The 18776-nt window shown below is 64.5% G+C and carries 17 protein-coding genes; 7 read left to right on the top strand and 10 right to left on the bottom strand.

Annotated features, from left to right (window positions below):
* The first annotated feature begins 62 nt into the window (after positions 1 to 62).
* The 6 genes from FJ424_RS18360 to FJ424_RS18335 all read left to right on the top strand — a co-directional run bounded on the left by FJ424_RS18360 (position 63) and on the right by FJ424_RS18335 (position 6126).
* Positions 63 to 1628, top strand: a complete 1566-nt coding sequence (locus FJ424_RS18360; RefSeq protein WP_140659523.1) for a sugar ABC transporter ATP-binding protein — start codon at positions 63 to 65, stop codon at positions 1626 to 1628.
* Positions 1625 to 2620, top strand: coding sequence for an ABC transporter permease (locus tag FJ424_RS18355; protein WP_140659522.1), 996 nt, complete (start codon positions 1625 to 1627; stop codon positions 2618 to 2620). The genes FJ424_RS18360 and FJ424_RS18355 overlap by 4 nt, the downstream gene beginning before the upstream one ends.
* Before the next feature lie 185 nt (positions 2621 to 2805).
* Positions 2806 to 3648: a transporter substrate-binding domain-containing protein gene (locus tag FJ424_RS18350; protein ID WP_210239425.1), complete on the top strand. Its 843-nt coding sequence runs from the start codon at positions 2806 to 2808 to the stop codon at positions 3646 to 3648.
* Positions 3649 to 3823: 175 nt separating this feature from the next.
* On the top strand, positions 3824 to 4570 hold the full coding sequence (locus FJ424_RS18345; RefSeq protein ID WP_246677283.1) for an ABC transporter permease subunit: 747 nt from the start codon (positions 3824 to 3826) through the stop codon (positions 4568 to 4570).
* A 9-nt stretch (positions 4571 to 4579) separates the two neighbouring features.
* On the top strand, positions 4580 to 5311 hold the full coding sequence (locus FJ424_RS18340) for an ABC transporter permease (RefSeq protein ID WP_246677282.1): 732 nt from the start codon (positions 4580 to 4582) through the stop codon (positions 5309 to 5311).
* Positions 5311 to 6126 carry an ATP-binding cassette domain-containing protein gene (locus tag FJ424_RS18335; protein WP_140659520.1) on the top strand — a complete coding sequence of 272 codons (816 nt, stop codon included), beginning with the start codon at positions 5311 to 5313 and terminating at the stop codon, positions 6124 to 6126. The genes FJ424_RS18340 and FJ424_RS18335 overlap by 1 nt, the downstream gene beginning before the upstream one ends.
* A 162-nt stretch (positions 6127 to 6288) precedes the next feature.
* On the opposite strand, the gene phnN is transcribed toward FJ424_RS18335, so the two are convergent.
* From phnN to FJ424_RS18290, 9 genes are all read right to left on the bottom strand, one after another.
* Complete coding sequence (gene phnN, locus FJ424_RS18330; protein WP_181182237.1) at positions 6289 to 6915, bottom strand: phosphonate metabolism protein/1,5-bisphosphokinase (PRPP-forming) PhnN; 627 nt, start codon at positions 6913 to 6915, stop codon at positions 6289 to 6291.
* On the bottom strand, positions 6912 to 8051 hold the full coding sequence (locus FJ424_RS18325; protein ID WP_140659519.1) for an alpha-D-ribose 1-methylphosphonate 5-triphosphate diphosphatase: 1140 nt from the start codon (positions 8049 to 8051) through the stop codon (positions 6912 to 6914). The genes phnN and FJ424_RS18325 overlap by 4 nt, the downstream gene beginning before the upstream one ends.
* A 120-nt stretch (positions 8052 to 8171) precedes the next feature.
* Complete coding sequence (locus FJ424_RS18320) at positions 8172 to 8879, bottom strand: DUF1045 domain-containing protein (protein WP_140659518.1); 708 nt, start codon at positions 8877 to 8879, stop codon at positions 8172 to 8174.
* 249 nt (positions 8880 to 9128) lie between these two features.
* Positions 9129 to 9941, bottom strand: coding sequence for a 5-deoxy-glucuronate isomerase (gene iolB / locus FJ424_RS18315; protein WP_140659517.1), 813 nt, complete (start codon positions 9939 to 9941; stop codon positions 9129 to 9131).
* Between the two features lie 380 nt (positions 9942 to 10321).
* On the bottom strand, positions 10322 to 10534 hold the full coding sequence (locus FJ424_RS18310; RefSeq protein WP_140659516.1) for a DUF3329 domain-containing protein: 213 nt from the start codon (positions 10532 to 10534) through the stop codon (positions 10322 to 10324).
* An 82-nt stretch (positions 10535 to 10616) separates the two neighbouring features.
* Positions 10617 to 11531, bottom strand: a complete 915-nt coding sequence (iolE, locus tag FJ424_RS18305; RefSeq protein WP_140659515.1) for a myo-inosose-2 dehydratase — start codon at positions 11529 to 11531, stop codon at positions 10617 to 10619.
* A gap of 42 nt (positions 11532 to 11573) precedes the next feature.
* Positions 11574 to 13418: a 3D-(3,5/4)-trihydroxycyclohexane-1,2-dione acylhydrolase (decyclizing) gene (iolD, locus tag FJ424_RS18300; protein WP_140659514.1), complete on the bottom strand. Its 1845-nt coding sequence runs from the start codon at positions 13416 to 13418 to the stop codon at positions 11574 to 11576.
* Positions 13419 to 13451: 33 nt separating this feature from the next.
* A complete protein-coding gene (iolC, locus tag FJ424_RS18295) occupies positions 13452 to 15386 on the bottom strand; it encodes a 5-dehydro-2-deoxygluconokinase (protein ID WP_140659513.1) in 1935 nt (644 codons plus the stop codon).
* A 154-nt stretch (positions 15387 to 15540) separates the two neighbouring features.
* Positions 15541 to 16386 (bottom strand): MurR/RpiR family transcriptional regulator, encoded by an 846-nt coding sequence (locus tag FJ424_RS18290; RefSeq protein ID WP_181166886.1) that lies wholly within the window; start codon positions 16384 to 16386, stop codon positions 15541 to 15543.
* Positions 16387 to 16634: 248 nt separating this feature from the next.
* On the opposite strand from FJ424_RS18290, the gene FJ424_RS18285 reads away from it, so the two are divergent.
* Positions 16635 to 17771 carry a Gfo/Idh/MocA family oxidoreductase gene (locus FJ424_RS18285; RefSeq protein ID WP_140659511.1) on the top strand — a complete coding sequence of 379 codons (1137 nt, stop codon included), beginning with the start codon at positions 16635 to 16637 and terminating at the stop codon, positions 17769 to 17771.
* Here FJ424_RS18285 and iolG read toward each other — a convergent pair.
* On the bottom strand, positions 17768 to 18760 hold the full coding sequence (iolG, locus tag FJ424_RS18280) for an inositol 2-dehydrogenase (RefSeq protein ID WP_140659510.1): 993 nt from the start codon (positions 18758 to 18760) through the stop codon (positions 17768 to 17770). The two genes, FJ424_RS18285 and iolG, sit on opposite strands and share 4 nt — an antisense overlap.
* Positions 18761 to 18776 lie beyond the last annotated feature (16 nt).

Below are 18776 nucleotides of genomic sequence, written 5' to 3'. Positions count from 1 at the left end.
CTGCCAAGGCCCGTCAGTCTGTGGCCCACCGGCTGCTGCCCCGTGCGGTAAACTATGGCGCGATGACCTCTACCGACACCACTCAACCGATCGCCGCTCCGTTCCTGGGCCTGGAGGCCGTGCGCAAGACCTATCCGGGTGTTGTGGCGCTGGACAGGTTTTCGATGGAGGTTCGGCCCGGCGAGGTCATCGGCCTCGTCGGCGAAAACGGCGCCGGCAAATCGACGCTGATGAAAATCCTCGGCGGCGTGACGCGGCCGGACAGCGGCACCGTTGCCGTCGATGGCGCGGCGCATGACGGATTGACCGTCGAGCAGAGCATCGGCTCCGGCATCGCCTTCGTGCACCAGGAGCTCAATCTCTTCGAAAACCTCGACGTCGCCGCCAACATCTTCTTCGGCCGCGAGCCGCTGCGCGCCGGGCCGCTGAAGCTGGTCGACCGCGCGAAACTGCGCGAGATGGTGGCGCCGCTCCTGAAGCGCGTCGGCGCCAATTTCTCGGCCGACGCGCCGGTGGCTTCGCTGTCGCTCGCCCAGCAGCAGATGGTCGAGATCGCCAAGGCGCTGTCGATCAAGGCGCGGCTGGTCATCCTCGACGAGCCGACCTCCAGCCTGCCGATCGCCGAGACCGAAAAGCTGCTCGACGTCATCAAGGGGCTGAAGGCGGAAGGCATCAGCGTCATCTTCATCTCGCACCGGCTGCATGAGATCGAGCGCGTCGCCGACCGTGTCGTGGTGCTGCGCGACGGCACGCTGGCCGGCACGCTGGCAAAGGACCAGATCAATCACGACGAGATGGTCAGGCTGATGATCGGCCGCATGCTGAAGGAGCGCGAGAAGGCCGGCGAAGCCGCCCGCGCGCCGGGCAGCGTGGCCCTGTCGGCGGATGCGATCCGCACCAGCACCTATCCTGACCGGCCGGTCAGCCTGGAATTGAGACACGGCGAGATCCTCGGCCTCGCGGGCCTGGTCGGCTCCGGCCGCACGGAGCTGGCGCGCATGCTGTTCGGCATCGACGAGCGGTTGGCAGGCAGTGTCACGCTCGACGGCAAGCCGCTCGATGTAGGCTCGGCGGCAGACGCGGTGGCGAACGGCATCTTCCTGGTGCCGGAGGACCGCAAGCTGACCGGCATATTGCTCGACCTGTCGATCGCCCAGAACATCTCGCTGCCCAATCTGCCTGCGCATGCCAGGCGCTCGCTGGTGTCCGCCAGCGCTGAACTCGCGACGGCCGAAAAGCAGAAGAAAAACCTCGGCATCAAGGCGCCGTCGGTCCTGACCCGCACCGGCACTTTGTCAGGCGGCAACCAGCAGAAGGTGGTTCTGGCCAAATGGCTGGCGATGAACCCGAAGGTGATGATCCTGGACGAGCCGACGCGCGGCATCGACATCGGCGCCAAGGCCGAGATCTACGGGCTGATGCGGGCGCTGGCCGATGCCGGCGTCGCCGTGCTGATGATCTCCAGCGACATGGAAGAGGTGATCGGCGTGTCGGACCGTATCGCGGTCATGCATGAGGGGCAGATCTCCGGCATCCTCGACAAGGACGATTTCAGCCAGGAGAACGTGCTCTTGCTGGCGGTCGGCAAGAAGCCGAAATTGCTGCAAGCGGCGGGAGGAGCGCAATGAGCAAGAAAGATCTCGGCCTGCTGATCCTGATCTTGGCGGTCGGCGCGGTGGTGACGGCCATCAACCCGCGCTTCCTGTCGGCGATCAACCTCGCCAACACCTCCAACCTGGTGGCGCTGTTCGGCATCCTGTCGATCGGCCAGGCCTTCGTCATCATCACCGGCGGCATCGAATTGTCGGTCGGCTCGCTGGTCGCCCTGCTCGGCACGCTGTTCATCGACTTCATCGCGGTGCGCGAGGTGAACTGGCCGCTGGCCTTCGTGCTGATCCTGGTGCTTGGCGCCATCATCGGCTTCGTGCATGGCTGGCTGATCACGCGGCTGAAACTGCAGCCCTTCGTGGTGACGCTGTGCGGCCTGCTCATCTATCGCGGCGTGGCGCGCTTCTACACCGCCGACGGCACGGCGGGCTTCGCCTTCGGCCAGAATTTCCCGACGCTCGAATTCCTGACCGCGGGTCGCTCCTATGGCCTGCCGAACAGCTTCATCGCGCTGATCGTCATCGCCATCGTCATGTGGGTGGTGCTGCACCGCTCGGTATTCGGCCGCTACCTCTACGCTATCGGCAAGAACGAGGAAGCGGCGAAATATTCCGGCATCCGCACGGGCCGGGTGATCATCGCGGCCTATGTCATCTGCGGCGTCCTGACAGCGCTGTCTGCGATCTATTTCGCCATGTACACGCGCTCGATCTCGCCGGCGAGCCACGGCCAGTTCTACGAGCTCTATGCCATTGCGGCGGCGGTGCTGGGCGGCTTCTCGCTGCGCGGCGGCGAGGGCTCGCTGGTCGGCGTCATCCTCGGCACCGTGCTGCTGCAGGAGTTGCAGAACCTCGTCAACCTGCTCGGCATTCCCTCCTCGCTCAACTTCGCCGTGATGGGCGGCGTGATCCTGATCGGCGTGCTGGTCGACCAGCAATGGGGCGTCTTCCGCGCCCGCCGCCGCATGATCGAAGCGACGCGCCAAAACGTTGCGGGCGCGCCGGCGGAGTAGCCTCGCTTTAACATTCACGGTCCTGATTGGACCGATGCTCGCGGGAAAACCCACCGGGCAGACCCGGATTCGCGGGCGGATTGCAACAACGCGTGAACCGGAAAACTGCCCTTGTCGCAGAATTGGGGCTGGGCTAAGCAATTGGCATCTGAGGGTTCCAAGAACAGAATATGGGAGAAATTACCGTGACATCAGCACGTTGGATCGCGCTCGCCGCGCTGGCGTTGACCTGCTCGACCCCGGCAATGGCCAAGGACTGGAAGACCGTGACGGTCGCGATGGAGGGCTCCTACGCCCCCTGGAACCAGACGGATGCCAGCGGCAAGATCGTCGGCTTCGAGGTGGACATCCTCAACGACGTCTGCGCCCGCGCGAAGCTGGAATGCAACGTCGTGGCGCAGGACTGGGACGGCGTCATTCCCGGCCTGACGGCCGGCAAGTTCGACATCGTCATGGATGGCATGTCGATCACCGAAGAGCGCATGAAGACGATCGACTTCTCGATCCCCTATGCCTCTTCGCCGGTCGCCTTCCTTGCCGACAAGAACGGTCCGCTGGCGCAGCTGTCCAACAGCGGCAAGATGATCGATCTGTCGAAGGACGACGCCGAATCCAAGGCGGCGCTCGACACGCTCCGCAAGGAGCTCACCGGCAAGAATGTCGGCCTGCAGGTTTCGACCACGGAGGCGACGTTTGCCGACAAGTATCTCAAGGATGTCGCCAACGTCCATGAATACAAGACCACCGACGAGCATGACCTCGACCTGATGGCGGGCCGCATCGACGTCGCTTTCGCCGACACGACCTACTTCCTCGGCACGCTGGCCAAGCCGGACGCCAAGGACCTGGAATTCGTCGGCCCGCAATTCAAGGGTGGCCCGATCCTCGGGCCGGGCATCGGCGCCGCTTTCCGCAAGACCGACAAGGACCTGCAGGACATTTACAACAAGGCGCTCAAGGCCGCTCTCGACGACGGCTCGGTGTCGAAATACAGCCTGCAGTGGTTCAAGATCGACATTACCAAGTAATGTCGCAACGGGAGCAGCCAAGGCTGCTCCCGTTTGCTTTGCATGTCGCCCAAAAGTGCGCAGCGGTTTTGGGAGAACGACATGCATCAAGGCAAGGCCTTAAAGCGCGTCGCCTAACCCCTTTTTGACACGCGCTTTAAGGCGGGCAACCCGTCGACGCCCGCAGGAGCCGTACGTGGAGTTTCTCAACGATCTCAAGGACCAGGTGTCGACGGCCTATGAGCTGTTGGCCGCCGGCTGGGGCGTGCAACTGCTCTGGGGCATCGGCTGGACGCTCGCCGTCACCGTCGTCTCGATGCTGATTGGTGCCGTGCTCGGCTCGCTGGTGGCGGCGGCCAAGCTTTCGCATCGCAGCGGGTTGAGGTTCATCGGCGAGAGCTACACCACCGTGTTTCGCGGCGAACCGGAACTGCTGATCATCTATCTGTTCTACTATGGCGGCACGCAGGTCCTGACCGGCGTGGCGAGGTCCACCGGATCGATCGGCTCGACGGACATCTTGAACATGCCGAGCTTCCTCGGCGGCGTGCTCGCGGTCGGCATCATTTCCGGCGCCTACCAAGCCGAGGTTTTTCGCGGGTCGTTCCTGGCGATCCACCGCGGCGAGTTGGAGGCGGCGCGTGCCTACGGCATGTCGGCTTGGTTGCGGTTTCGCCTCGTGATCATGCCTCAGGTCCTGCGTCTCGCGGTGCCGGGGCTGGGCAATGTCTGGCAATTGACCATCAAGGATTCGGCGCTGATCTCGGTCACCGGCGTCGCCGAGCTGATGCTCACCGCGAACAAGGCCGCGCGTTCGACGCATCATTCGCTGCTTTTCTACACGGTCGCCGGCATCCTTTATCTGGTGATGACCTCGATCTCGACGCCGATCTTCGAGAAGGCCGAGCGTTACACCTCCCGCAGCTTCACCCGGCCGAAATAAGAGGTGGCGGTGGATTTCGACTTCTACCTTTCGACCATGTGGAGTGTGCTGAAGGCACTGCCGCTGACGCTCGAGATCTGGTTCTTCGGCATCGCCTTCGGGCTCCTCATCGCCACCGGCCTGACCTGGTTGCGGGCTTCCGGCTATAAGTTCGGCGAATATTTTACCCGCGCCTATGTCTTCGTCTTCCGCGGCTCGCCGCTGCTGGTGCAGCTCTATCTGATCTATTTCGGGCTCTCCCAGTTCGATTTCGTTCGCCACAGCCCGATCCTGTGGCCAATCCTGCGCGATCCGATGTATTGCACGATCGTCGCTATGGCCTTGAACACAGCCGCCTATGAGAGCGAGATTTTCCGCGGCGCGCTGCGGGCGGTACCTGTCGGCCAGATCGAGGCGGCCAAGGCATTCGGCATGTCGGCGTTCACCCGCTTTCGCCTCGTCACGCTGCCGATCGCGCTGCGGCTCGCCTTGCCGGCCTATTCGACCGAAATCATCCTCATGACCAAGGCGACCGCGCTCGCGTCCGTCGTCACCATCATGGAGATGATGGGAACGGCGCAAAAGATCCAGCACGACACGTTCCGGCCGATCGAGGTGCTGACCTGCGCCGGCGTGATCTACCTGCTTCTCAACCTGTCGATCGCCCGGCTGTTCGCCTGGGTCGAATACCGGCTTTCACCGCATCTGCGCCCCCCGCCCGAGCGGAGCCAGCAAATCAAATCCGTACCGGAGGTGTTGTGATGTCGGCAAATGTCGCCGCTGCCGCGCAAGCGGCATCGTCCCCGGACGACAAGGCAGCCATCAGCGTCAAGGACCTGCGCAAGTGTTTTGGCGATCACGAGGTGCTCAAGGGCATTTCGCTGGAAGCCCACAAGGGCGATGTGATTTCGATCCTCGGCTCCTCGGGGTCCGGCAAGAGCACGATGCTGCGCTGCATCAATCTCCTGGAGACCCCGGATTCCGGCGAAGTGCGCGTGGATGGCGAGCTCATCCGGATGAAGCGGGGCCGCGACGGCCACCAAATGCCGGCCGACATCCGCCAGGTGGAGCGGATCCGCGCCAACCTCGCCATGGTTTTCCAGAGCTTCAATCTCTGGTCGCACATGACCGTGCTGGAAAACCTCGTCGCCGCGCCGACGCATGTGCTGAAGCGGCCGCGCGCGGAGTGCCTGGAGCAGGCCGAGGCATTGCTGAAGCGCGTCGGCATCTGGGAGCGCCGCAACTACTATCCGCCGCATATGTCGGGCGGCCAGCAGCAGCGCGCTGCGATCGCCCGCGCGCTGGCGATGAATCCCAAGGTGATGCTGTTCGACGAGCCGACATCCGCGCTCGATCCGGAACTGGTCGGCGAGGTGCTGCGCGTCATGCGCTCGCTTGCCGAAGAAGGGCGCACCATGCTGGTCGTGACCCATGAAATGGGCTTTGCCCGCGACGTGTCGAGCAAGGTGATGTTCCTGCACAAGGGCGAAGTGGATTCGGCCGGCGAGCCGAAGGAGATGTTCGCCAGGCCGCCGACGCCGCAGTTCAAGCAGTTCATCGCCAACTTCAACAAGTGAAGACGGACCTTGCTCGGCACCAAGATGCGCTGAGATTCAGGTCAGGCCGAGCCGAAAGTGGTGGCTTCCGAGAACCGGAGCGGAGCGTACTTAAGTACGTGAGCACCGGAAGCGCAGGGAGCCGCTACTTGTAGGCCGGGCTCACCTGAATATCAGCATATCTTAGATCATGTCCGACAGGTCGGAGAACGCCATCGCCTTGCGCAGCACCTCGGCAAAGCGTTCGCCGGCGACCTCCTTGTCGCCGCCATTGTCGATCGACGTGATGTCCGGTCCTGTCAGCTTGACGTTCGTGCTGCGCGCCAGGCGGGCAAGCACTTCGCCGCGTGATTCGCGGCCGCGCGCCGCCAGCCGTTCCGCGAGGATCTCCGGCGCCGCGGTGATCTCGACCACGGCCAGATTGGCGTAGCGTTCGCGCAGCGCCGGGATGACCGCGCGCGACACGTTGGCGACCGCCACGTGGCCGTTCGCCACGGCCCAGTCGACATCGGCCGGCAGGCCATAGCGCAGGCCATGCGCGTCCCAGCACAGCGAGAAGGCGCCGTCGGCCTCCGCTTCGGCGAAGGCGGCGTCGGCCAGCGTGTCGTGGTCTTCGCTTGCCGTGTCGCTCGGCCTGGTGATGACGCGGCGCACGAATTCCAGCCGCGTCTCGCCGGCGAAGCGCGCCTTGGCGTAGCCGATCAGCGTATCCTTGCCGGCGCCGCTCGGTCCCACCACCGCGACGAAGACGCCGTTGCGGATCGGCAGGCTCTCGGCCAGCTCGCGCTCGATGAGGGCCGAGACCATCATGCGACCCGGCGGCCCTGGCGCCACACGGTGCGCACGACCGGCACATGGTCGTCGACGCGCACCCGCACCAGGTCCGCGCGGCGGCCCGGCTCGATGACACCGCGATCGATAAGGCCGATGGCTTCGGCCGGGTTCTTCGACACCATGGCGACCGCCTGCGGCAGCGAGATGCCCTCGACGACATCGCCGAGGAAGAAGGCCGACTGGATCAGGCTGAAGGGGATATAGTCGGACGACAGGATGTCGAGCAGGCCGTCGGCGGCAAGCGTGCGCGCCGAGACGTTGCCGGAATGCGAAGCGCCGCGCATGACGTTCGGCGCGCCCATCAGCACGCCGAGCCCTGCCGCCTTGGAGGCCTTGGCCGCCTCTTCCGTCGTCGGGAACTCGGCGACGCGCACGCCCTGCTCGATTGCTTCTTCGACATGGCCGGCGGTCGCGTCGTCATGGCTCGCCAGCACGATGCCGCGCTCCTGGCAGGCGGCCGAGATGAAGACGCGGTTCGGACCGGAATTGCGGGCCGATTCCGCCATCCGCTTCTCGCAGAATTTCTTGAAATCCTGGTCCGTCAGCTTCAGCTTGCGCTGGTAGTAGTAGGCATAGGTCTCGAGGTTGACGAACTGGCGCTGTCCAGGCGCATGGTCCATCAGCGAGGCAAGTTTCACCCGGTCGTCGGTCTCGAAATTGGCGAAAGCCTCGAGGCAGTCCGGCGCCGAGACCTCGCAGCGCAGATGGATGAAATGGTCGGCCCTGAGCCGGTCCTGGCGCACGCTGTCCTCGATCGCGTCGGCCAGCTTGCGAACGTCGTCGGACTTCAGGTCGGCGTCCTCGTCCATGCCGACGCGCAAGGCGTCGAGCACGGTGGTGATGCCGGCGGTCGCGACCTGGGCGTCATGCGCAAGCACGGCGGCGATCGGATTCCAGCGCACTTTCGGGCGCGGCGCGTAATGGCCTTCGAGATGGTCGGTGTGAAGCTCGACGAGGCCCGGAATGATGTAGTCGCCGCCCATGTCCTCCCCGGTGCGGGCAGCGCCCGGTTCGACGGCGGCGATCAGGCCGTCGCGCAACAACAGCGAGCCCTCGACGATTTCGTCCGGCAGCACGATGCGGGCATTGGTGAGAACGGTTTCGGCGGTCATCTCAGGCGGTCCTATCTCGAGCGGTCAATCAGAGCAATTCCAGGAAAAGTGCCTTGCGGTTTTCCGTCCGGAATTGCGTAAACAAAGAGACAGGCGGTTCAGCGTTTCCGCTGACCCGCCCTAAGCGGTCTTGCGGGCCGGGCCGTGGCCAAGCGCATGATGGGAAAGCACCATGAACGGGGCGCCGGGCTCGCTTTCGACGAACAATGTCAGCGCATCCACCGGCACCGGCTGCCGCAGCACGTCGGCAAACAGGCCGTCTATCGCTGCGCGAAGACGTGGGCTTTCCTGTGGCCCGACGCGCCCCGACAGCGTCATGTGGAAACGGAAAGTGTCGAAAACATATGGGTAGCCCCATTGGCAAAGGTTGCGGAACTCGTCCGGCTTCAGCGAATCTGGGCTGCGGCGCTCGATCTCGGCCTCGGTCAATGGCGCACGGAAGCCGTCGAAGGCGCGCACGACCTCGCCGGCGAAATCGTTGATCGGGGCGAACGCGGTTTCGGGCACCAGGGCGAAGAAATCGTCGATCTGGCCGACCACGAGGCGCGGGATGACGACTGGCGGCGTGGCTTCGGCGAAGCTGTCGAGAGCGGCGCGCAGCGAAGCTTCCGTCTCGTCCGGCGCCAGCCGGAACGGCGCCTTCAGCGTCGCGTGGAACCCGTAGCGCCTGGCGGAGGCGGTATGGAAGGCGACTTCCGCGGCCGACAGATCGCCCACGGCCTCGACCGGTCGCGTCGCCGCGCCAAACGGGTCGCGGCCCAGCCAGTTGGCGGCAATGCGCGCCAGCTTCTCGTCCTGTCCCGGAGTGTAGTAGATGGCGTAGCGCATGGGCATTCCTCGTCAAGCGCGCTGCGCGCCCCGAAAGGAATATGCGACGCGCTTCAAGTCATTGTCTTGGCAAGTCGTGGCCCAAAAACGCCGGAGCGTTTGCGGCGACATGCACCGGAACCGCTGCCATAGGTGATTTCCATGACGGATTGACGAAGCTTTCGTGGGTTTTCGAAGGCAAGTCCAGCCGCAAGGTCGTTAGCCGACGATTTCTGTTAACTGGACCAACGGCTTTGCCGAACTGCTTGATCAGGCCTTCATCAGCCACTCGTGCTCGGCCGCGTTGTGGAATTTCCACGTCCGCTTCGGTCCGGCCATGACATTGAGGTAATAGAGGTCGTAGCCGTGGCAGGCCGCGCAGGGGTGATAGCCCTTCGGCACCAGCACGACATCGCCGTCCTCGATCGCCATCGCCTCGTCCAGCTCGCGCACGCCGTTGCGGTCGGCGTCGGTGTAGACGCGCTGAAAGGCAAAGCCCTGCGGCGGGTTGAGCCGGTGGTAATAGGTCTCCTCGAGATAGGATTCCGCCGGCAGATTGTCCTGGTCGTGCTTGTGCGGCGGATAGCTCGAGGTGTGGCCGCCGGGCGTGATGACCTCGACCACCAGCAGCGAATCCGCCGGCTTGCCCTCGGGCAGGATGTTGGTGACGTAGCGCGTGTTGGTGCCCTTGCCGCGCACCTCCTGGCCGAGATCGTCTGGTCCGATGACGCGCACCGGCAGGCCGCCGCTTAAGCCCGGCGCCGAGCAGACGGCAAGCTCCAGTTCGGTATCGGCCGTCACGGACCAATCAGCGCCTTCCGGCACATAGACCGACCAAGGCTTGCCTTCGAAGGGCGACATGCGCTCGCCGAGCAGGCCGAGGTCCTTGCCGCCGGCCGATGCCTTGCCCTTGCCGGTGACGAAGACCAGGCAGACCTCGCGCTCGCCGGTCTTGCCGGACGCCGTCTCGCCCGCTTTAAGCCGATGCAGATCGAAGCCAACATAGGTCCAGCCGGCGCTTTGCGGCGTGACGTGAGCGACGTGGCCGTGGCCCTTATCGGCCTTGACGAGCAGTTTCGACATTTTTGTCTCCTAATTCCTGGGCGCTTCGATTTTCAGGCCTGCTTGCAGGATTTCATCGTTCATTGGACTATCGTGAAAACCGTGGAGATTGGCCGGTTCCTCTCAACTTCGTCATCCTAGGGCGGAGCAGGAGCGAAGCTCCGTCGCGGAGACCCTAGGATCCATTCCATTCCCTCAGTCGAAGAGTGCAGCGGAGCAGAATTCTGCACCGCAGCGGCTGCTTCGAAGTCACGGAATGGATCCTCGGGTCTGCGCCGCGTCGCTTCGCTCCTTGCTTCGCCCGTGGATGACGAAGCGAAAGATGTTTCAGCCAATCGCTAATGCATCCGATGCGCCATGCGCGCTGTCCGATCCGTGAACCCTCCACCCCATCGACCGCTTCATTCCCTCGGCTCGGCCGGTGGCTTGGTCTCGTCGGCCGGCTTGTAGAGGTAGAAAAACTGCCATACCGCATAACCGGCGAAGCCGAGCGCGATGACGCCCCAGAACGGCGTGCCGGAGGCGAATTCGATCGCCGACCAGACCAGGCAGACCGCGACGACGGCGATGCGGCGCCACAGCGGCCGGAAGAAGGGGTGCTCATAGTCTTTCATCGCGCCAATCCAGGATTTGCCCAAAGCGCATCAGATAGACCGAGTGCCCAGACTAATCCATCATTCATGACCAATCCACCGTTCAGGCCGGAAAACCCTGCGTTTCGACCGTGTAGCCGGCGGCCGTCATCACCCGCATCAACTCCTTGTGGCCGACCTGAGCCATCTTGAGCGGCGGGTTCTTCTTCGGATCCTGCTCGGCTTCCACGACGAACCAACCCTCATAGCCATGATCGGCGAACCGCTGGACGATGGCGCCGAAATCGAGCGAGCCGTCGCCCGGCACGGTGAAGGCGCCGAGCGCCACGGCATCGAGGAAGGACTGTTTTGAGCGGTCGAGCCCGTCGATGACGCCCATGCGCACGTCCTTCACATGGACATGGTTGATGCGCTTGTGGTGGTTGTCGATGGCGCGCAGCACGTCGCCGCCGGCAAAGGCCAGATGGCCGGCATCGAGCAAAAGCGGAATGCCTTCGCCGGAATGGCGCATGAACGCGTCGAGTTCCGGCTCGGTCTCGACCACCGCCGCCATGTGATGGTGGTAGGAAAGCGGCATGCCCTGCTCGGCGCACCATTCGCCGAATTCGGTGACGCGGCGGCCATAGGCCTTCATCTCGTCGCCGGTAAGCGTCGGCTTGGTGGCCAAGGGTTTCGAACGATCGCCCTGGATGGAGCGGCCGACCTCGCCATAGACGATGCAGGGCGCGTCGACCGCCTTGAACAGGTCGATCATCGGCTGGATGCGGTCCTTGTTCCTCGCCATGTCCTCATTGACCAGCGTGCCGGAGAACCAGCCGCCGCAAAGCGTGACGTCGGCTGCTTTCAGGATCGGCAGCATCACCTTCGGATCGTTGGGGAAGCGGCGGCCCATCTCCATGCCGGTGAAGCCTGCCGAACGCGACTGGCGCAGACACTCCTCCAGCGACACGTCATCGCTCAGTTCCACGAGATCGTCGTTCCACCACGCGATGGGGGACATGCCCAGTTTGGCTTTCAAGTCTTCGCTCCGATGTCAGTTCATTATGAGGCGGACGCCGGCTCAGCCTTGCCGGCTGTCCACGGCTTCCTCGTATTTCTTGCGCGCGGCGTTGACCTGGGGCCGCGCGGAGACTTCCGGCACGGCGACATCCCACCAATGGCCGCCGGCATCGGTCGAAACCAGCGGATCGGTGTCGATGACCAGCACCGTCGTCTTGTCGTTGTTCTTTGCCTTGGCCAGCGCCGTCTCCAGTTCCGCGATCGACGCCACCTTCTCGGCGACGGCGCCGAGGCTCGCCGCATGGGCGGCGAAGTCGACGTCGGGCATCACCTCGTGGCGGGCGTCCTTCAGCAAATTGTTGAAGTTGGCGCCGCCGGTCGCCATCTGCAGCCGGTTGATGCAGCCGTAGCCGCGATTGTCGAGCAGCACGATGGTGAGCTTCAGGCCAAGCATGACAGAGGTGGCGATCTCGGAATTGAGCATCAGATAGGAGCCGTCGCCGACCATGACGACGACCTCCTGGTCGGGCCTTGCCATCTTGACGCCGAGCCCGCCGGCGATCTCGTAGCCCATGGTCGAGAAGCCGTATTCTGCATGGTAGGAGCCCGGCGCGCCGGCCTGCCAGAGCTTGTGCAATTCGCCGGGCAGGCCGCCGGCGGCATGCAGCAGCGTCACATCGGAGCCCATCGCCCGCTGCACGGCGCCGATCACCTGCGCGTCGGAAGGATAGGCCGCGTTGGTCGAGGCCGTTACCTTGGCGGCGGCGGCCTGCCATTCCGTCTTGCCCTCCAGCGCATTGTCGGTCCAGGCGGCCGGCGCCTTCCAGCCCTTCAGCGCGGAAGCCAATTCGGCCAGACCCTCGGCGGCATCGGCGACCAGCGGCGATGCCCAGTGCTTGCCGGCGTCGAAAACCTGGGTGTTCAGGCCGATGATGGTGCGGCCGGCATTCTTGAACAGCGCCCAGGAGCCGGTTGTGAAATCCTGCAGCCTGGTGCCGACGGCGAGCACGACATCGGCTTCCTCGGCCAACCGGTTGGCGGCTGAGGTGCCGGTGACGCCGACGGCGGCCATGTTGAGCGGATGATCGTCCGGCAGCGAGGACTTGCCCCCTTGCGTCTCGCAAACCGGGATACCGGCGCCCTGCACCAGCTTCGCCAGCTCTCCGGAAGCCTGCGAGTAGAGGACGCCACCGCCGGCGATCACCAGCGGCTTCTTGGCGCCCTTCAACGCCGCGACGGCGGCGACCAGTTCATTGCGGTCGGGCCGCAGTCTGCGCGGCGTCCAGACGCGTTCGGCAAACAGGCTTTCGGGATAATCATAGGCCTCGGCCTGCACGTCCTGGCAGAGCGAGAGCGTGACCGGGCCGCATTCGGCCGGATCGGTCAGCACCTGCATGGCGCGGTTCAGCGCCGGGATGATCTGCTCCGGCCGCGTGATGCGGTCGAAATAGCGCGATACCGGGCGGAAACAGTCGTTGACGGTCGCCGTACCGTCGGAAAAATCCTCGGCCTGCTGCAGCACCGGATCGGGCAGGCGGTTGGCGAAGACGTCGCCGGGCAAAAACAGGACAGGCAACCGGTTTACATGCGCGAGTGCCGCTGCCGTCACCATGTTGAGCGCGCCGGGGCCAATCGAGGTGGTCGCTGCCATGAAGCGGCGGCGGAAATTCGCCTTGCCATAGGCGATCGCCGCATGCGCCATCGCCTGCTCGTTATGGGCGCGGAAGGTCGGCAGCTCGTCGCGCACCTGATAGAGCGCCTCACCGACGCCGGCGACATTGCCATGGCCGAAGATCGCCCAGACGCCGCCGAAGATCGGCACCGTCTTCCCGTCGATCTCGGTCATTTGCCGGCTGAGAAAGCGGGTTAGCGCCTGCGCCATGGTCAGGCGAACGGTCTTGCTCATTGTCGTTTCCTCCGCAATTCTTCAGCGGTCTTCTTATGCGGCCTTGCGGCCGCGCGCGGCAAGCCACGCCTCGGTCAGCTGCTCGAAGCGCGCGGCCATGTCGGCCACCGCTTCGTCATCCGACATCCTGCCGGCCAGCCATTGTTCGGCGGCGTTGATGAAGATGGTGCGGCCGACGGCAAAACCTTTGACGATCGGCGCGTTGGCGGTTGCCGCGAAGGCCGCGACCAGCTCGTCCTGTGGCGCTTCGAGCCCGAGCAGCACGACGCCGCGGCACCAGGGATCGTTCCTGACGATCACCTGTTCGATCTTCGCCCAGGCGCCCGCCGAAGCCTGCGGCTCGAGCTTCCACCAGTCCGGCTTGATGCCCAGCGCATAGAGCTCCTCCAGCGCGCGCGGAACGGTGGTGTCGTCGAGCTTGCCATGCTTGCCGGCGATGATCTCGACCAGCAGTTCCCGGCCGACTTTCCGTGCCGCCTCGAACAAAGCGCGCAGCTTCTGCTGCTGCTCGACTTTGAGCGCTTCCGGGTCGTCCGGGTGGTAGAAGCACAGGCATTTGATGCAATGGTCGACCGGCCATTCGGTGAGCTGCGAGCCGATATCCTGCGAGAACTCGAAGCGCAGCGGCCGCGATCCGGGCAATTCGACGGGACGCCCGAGCCAGGCGAAGGGATGGCGTGCGAATTCGAACATCGCGTCGCGCCCGTATTTCTCGTCGATCAGCATGCCGTAGCCGTCGCGGCCGGCGGCGGCTTTTGCCGCCGCCTTGACGGTGAGCACCTTGAAGTCTGGGATGCGCGAAACGTCGGCGCCGACCTTGGCGGCAACGTCTTCGAGCTGGACACGATGGTCGCAGGCCAAAGCCATCAGCGAGGGGATATCGCGCCGCCGCGTCGTCGCCCAATGGATGTGGTTGATCGCCTCGTCCTTGCGCAGCGCCAGGTGCTTGCTGCCGTGCTTCAGGAAGAACTGCAGCTCCTCGAAGGTCGGGTATTCCGGCGCGCAAAGCAGGCGCGACACGGCGAAGGCGCCGCAGGCATTGGCCCAGGTCGCGGCGGTGGCAAAACTCTCGCCGCCCAGCCAGCCACGCAGGAAGCCGGACATGAAGGCGTCGCCGGCGCCCAGCACATTGTAGATCTCGATCGGGAAACCCTTGCCGACGATGCCGTCCTCTAGGTCGTCGCTGATCGGGCCGTCATAGACGATGCAGCCCTTGGCGCCGCGCTTGAGCACGATGGTGGCCGACGACAGCGCGCGGATCGTCTTCAGCGCGCTCAGGCAATCGTCGGCGCCCGACGCGATCATGATCTCCTCCTCGGTGCCGACGATGAGATCGCAATCCGGCAGCACCGTCTTCAGCTGCGCCGAGACGCGGTCGGATTTGACATAGCGCTCGAAACCCTCGGCATGGCCGGCAAGGCCCCAGAGGTTCGGGCGGTAATCGATATCGAACACGACCTTGCCGCCCTTGGCCTTCATCAGGCGGATCGCCTTGCGCTGCGCGGCATCCGAATTGGGCCGCGAGAAATGCGTGCCGGTGACGACGACCGAACGTGCCGAGGCGATGAAGGCTTCGTCGATGTCTTCTTCGGCAAGCGCCATGTCGGCGCAGTCGGAGCGGTAGAAGATCATCGGCGAGACGCCTTCGCTCTCGACCGAAAGCAGCACCAGCGCCGTCAGCCGTTGCTTGTCGGTCTTCAGCCCGTCGACCGACACGCCCTCGCGCCGAAGCTGCTCGCGGACGAAGCGGCCCATCTGCTCGTCGCCGACGCGCGTCAGCAGCGCCGAGCGCAGGCCGAGCCTTGCCGTGCCGACGGAAATATTGGCCGGACAGCCGCCGACCGACTTGGCGAAAGAGGCGATGTCCTCCAGCCGCGAGCCGATCTGCTGGCCATAGAGATCGACCGAGGCGCGGCCGATGGTGATGACGTCGAGCGGCGGGTATTTCCCTTCCACGGCTTCGCCCATTCGAACCTCCCATCGGCCTTGTTGGATAGAGCAGCGTCGTTTTGGACAGCACGCGCCAGCGACGGCGTGGTGTCGTCAATATGAAATATTAATTCCAATCTACAGTCAATATGGAATGAGCGTTCCCATGCCGAAAAGCGCTCCTCGGCGAGGCTCAGCCCTTGCGCCGGCGCCCGGCTTCGCGGCGCTTCTCGCCGACGGCGACGGTCAGCGCCATGGCCAGCGCCATCGTTGCCGAGATCGAGCGGAAACCGCCGAAATCGGCCTCGGCGACCTCGAACCAGACCTTGGCGAACTGCGCCAGCGGCGAGAAGGACGAGTCGGTGATGGCCACGATCGGCACGCCCTGTTCCGCGATCGAGCGTGTCTCGTCGATGGTTGCCGGCGCGTAAGGCGAGAAGCTGATGGCGATGACGGCGTCGCGCGGCGTGGCGAAGCCGATCATCTCGGCGTTGAGCCCTGCGGCCGATTCCACCAGCTGGTTGCGGATCTTGAGCTTGCCCAGCGCATAGGCGATGTAGGACGCCACCGGATAGGATCGGCGCTTGGCCAGAACATAGATCGTCTCGGCTTTCGCCAGAAGCGCCACCGCTTCTTCGAAATGCGCGTCGTTGAGCGCGCGAGAAATATCGCCCAGCGAGGTGCTGGCGGCGGCGACGAAGCCGTCGAAGATCGCCCGATGCCCGCCGCCGTCCTCGGCCTTGGCGCGCAGCGCCGCCAGCCGCTCGTCATAGGAGGAGTTGCGTTCGCGCAGCCGCTCGCGGAAAACCTGCTGCAGGCTGGTGAATCCGTCGAAGCCGAGCTGCTGGGCAAAACGGATCAGCGTCGAGGGCTGAACGCCGGCCGAGGCCGCGATGCTTGCCGCCGTGCCGAAAGCGATGTCGTCGGGGTTGTCGAGCGCATAGGCGGCGATCTGCGCGATGCGCTTGGGCAGGCTCGCGCGCCTGTCCAGGATCGTCGCGCGCAGCGTTTCGAAATCGCGAGGCACCCGTTCGTCCATCGTCGCTCCGCCCACGCCCATAAGGTTTGCCCCTCTCCTGCCTCATCATAACGAGTTCGCGCAAGAACACCATAAAAAATGATTTGGATGTTCCATTCTTTACCAAAATGGACTAATTCATCCACATCAGTATTTCCCCGGAGCGATTCCGCTTTCACGCAACCGCTCCATCTGTTTGTTGACGCAATTCCGGACGGAAAACCGCTCGGCACTTTTCCTGGAATTGCTCTGGCGCGGAGACAATCGACATGGTCGGAGTGGGCCTCATCGGCACGGGCTTCATGGGCAAGTGCCACGCCATCGCCTGGAATGCGGTGGGCACGGTCTTTCCCGATGTCGAGAAGCCGAAACTGGTGCATCTGGGCGAGGTGAATGACGAGCTTGCCCGGCGCAAGGCCGGCGAATTCGGCTTCGCAAAAGGCTCCGGCGACTGGCGCGCCGTGGTCGAGGATCCGGACGTCGAAATCGTCTCGCTGACCACGCCCAACCAGTTCCACCCCGAAATGGCGATCGCCATCCTCGAAGCCGGCAAACATCTGTGGTGCGAGAAGCCGATGGCGCCGAGTTTCGCCGAGGCCGAGACCATGGCCGCCGCGGCCAAGCAATCCGGCAGGGTCGCCGTGCTCGGCTACAACTACATCCAGAACCCCGCCATCCGCCACATCGGCGCGCTGTTGGCGGAAAAGATCATCGGCGACGTCAACCTCGTGCGCATCGAGATGGACGAGGATTTCATGGCCGACCCGGAAGCGCTGTTCTTCTGGAAGCACGAGGCTTCGTCCGGTTATGGCGCGCTCGACGATTTCGCCGTCCATCCGCTGTCGCTGATCAAGGCGCTGTTCGGCCGTGTTTCCCGCGTCATGTGCGACATGGTCAAACCCTATGCCGACCGCAAGACCGCTTCCGGCGCCCGCCGCGCGGTCGAGACCTACGACATCGCCAGCGTCTTGATGCATCTGGAAAACGGCGTTGCCGGCACGCTCATGGTCAATCGCTCGGCCTGGGGCCGCAAGGGCCGCATCGCCATCCAGATTTTCGGCTCGAAGGGCTCGATCCTCTACGACCAGGAGCGGATGAACGAATTCCAGCTCTACCTCACCGCCGACCGGCCGACCGAACAGGGCTACCGCACCGTCCTGGTCGCGCCGCACCACAAGCCTTACGATTCCTTCCTGCCGGCGCCCGGCCACGGCCTCGGCTTCAACGACCTCAAGATGATCGAATGCCGCGAGCTCTTGATGCGCATCGCCGGCAGGCCGGCCCGCATCATCGACTTCGACGAGGGGCTGGAGATCGAGCGCACCGTGCATGCCATGGCGCGCTCGTTCCAGGAGCAGCGCTGGGTCGATGTGAGACAGGGCAGCGGGCAAGGCGTCACGCCTTAGAATCGGGCCGGCTCGAAGCGGCCGGACTTAGCCGAGGCAAGTGCTGCCTCGCACAGGATCATCGCCTTGCGCCCGTCCGCCGCACCGACCGCAGGCTTCCGCCCTGCGGCGACCGACTGGATGAAATGGTCGATCTCCGCCTCGTAGGATTGGGCATAGCGCTCGACGAAGAAATAAAGCGGCCGGTCTGCGGCGATCCCGTTCTCGCCGCTGAGACTGACAGAGGTCGGGGTGCGATTGCCGGCCTGCAGCATGCCCTTCGAGCCATGCACCTCGATGCGCTGGTCGTAGCCATAGACGGCGCGCACGCTGTTGTTGATGTGGCACTGCCGGCCTGACGCGGTGCGCAGGATGAACATCGCCGTGTCGTAATCGCCGAGTTTTGCGTAGTAGGGCGCGACCAGCGACGATCCGGTCGCGAAGAGCTCCACCGGCTCTTCGCCGAGCAGGAAACGCGCCATGTCGAAATCATGGATGGTCATCTCGCGGAACACGCCGCCGCCGCCGGCCAGCGCCTCCTCGGTCTCCGCCTCCGGGTCGCGGCTGGTTATGATCACCTGCTCGACCGCGCCGATCTCGCCGGCCTCGATCCTTCGCTTCACGGCGGCGAAGGACGGATCGAAGCGCCGGTTGAAGCCGATCTGCAGCGGCACCCCGGCCTTCTCGACCACCGCCAGGCACTGGTCGGTGCGGGCGATGTCGAGGTCGATCGGCTTTTCGCAGAAGATCGCCTTTCCCTTGGCGGCGGCCTCGACGATCAGGTCGGCATGGGTGCGGGTGGCGGAAGCGATCACCACGGCCTTGATCGACGGGTCGTTCATCACGGTTGCGGTGTCGGCGATCTCGGCGCCTGTTCCGGTGGCGATGCGCTCAGCCGCGTCGCGGCGCGGGTCGACGATAGTGCGCAGGCGCACCCCCGGATGCCGGGCAAGGTTTTTCGCATGCACCGAGCCGATCAGCCCGGCGCCGAACAATGCGGCGTCGATCATTTTTCTACCTTCTGTA

It is taken from the genome of Mesorhizobium sp. B3-1-8, assembly GCF_006439495.1.
Classification (GTDB): Bacteria; Pseudomonadota; Alphaproteobacteria; order Rhizobiales; family Rhizobiaceae; genus Mesorhizobium.
The sequence above is the reverse complement of the archived record's forward strand: the minus strand, read 5'-3'. Positions and strand labels throughout refer to the sequence as shown.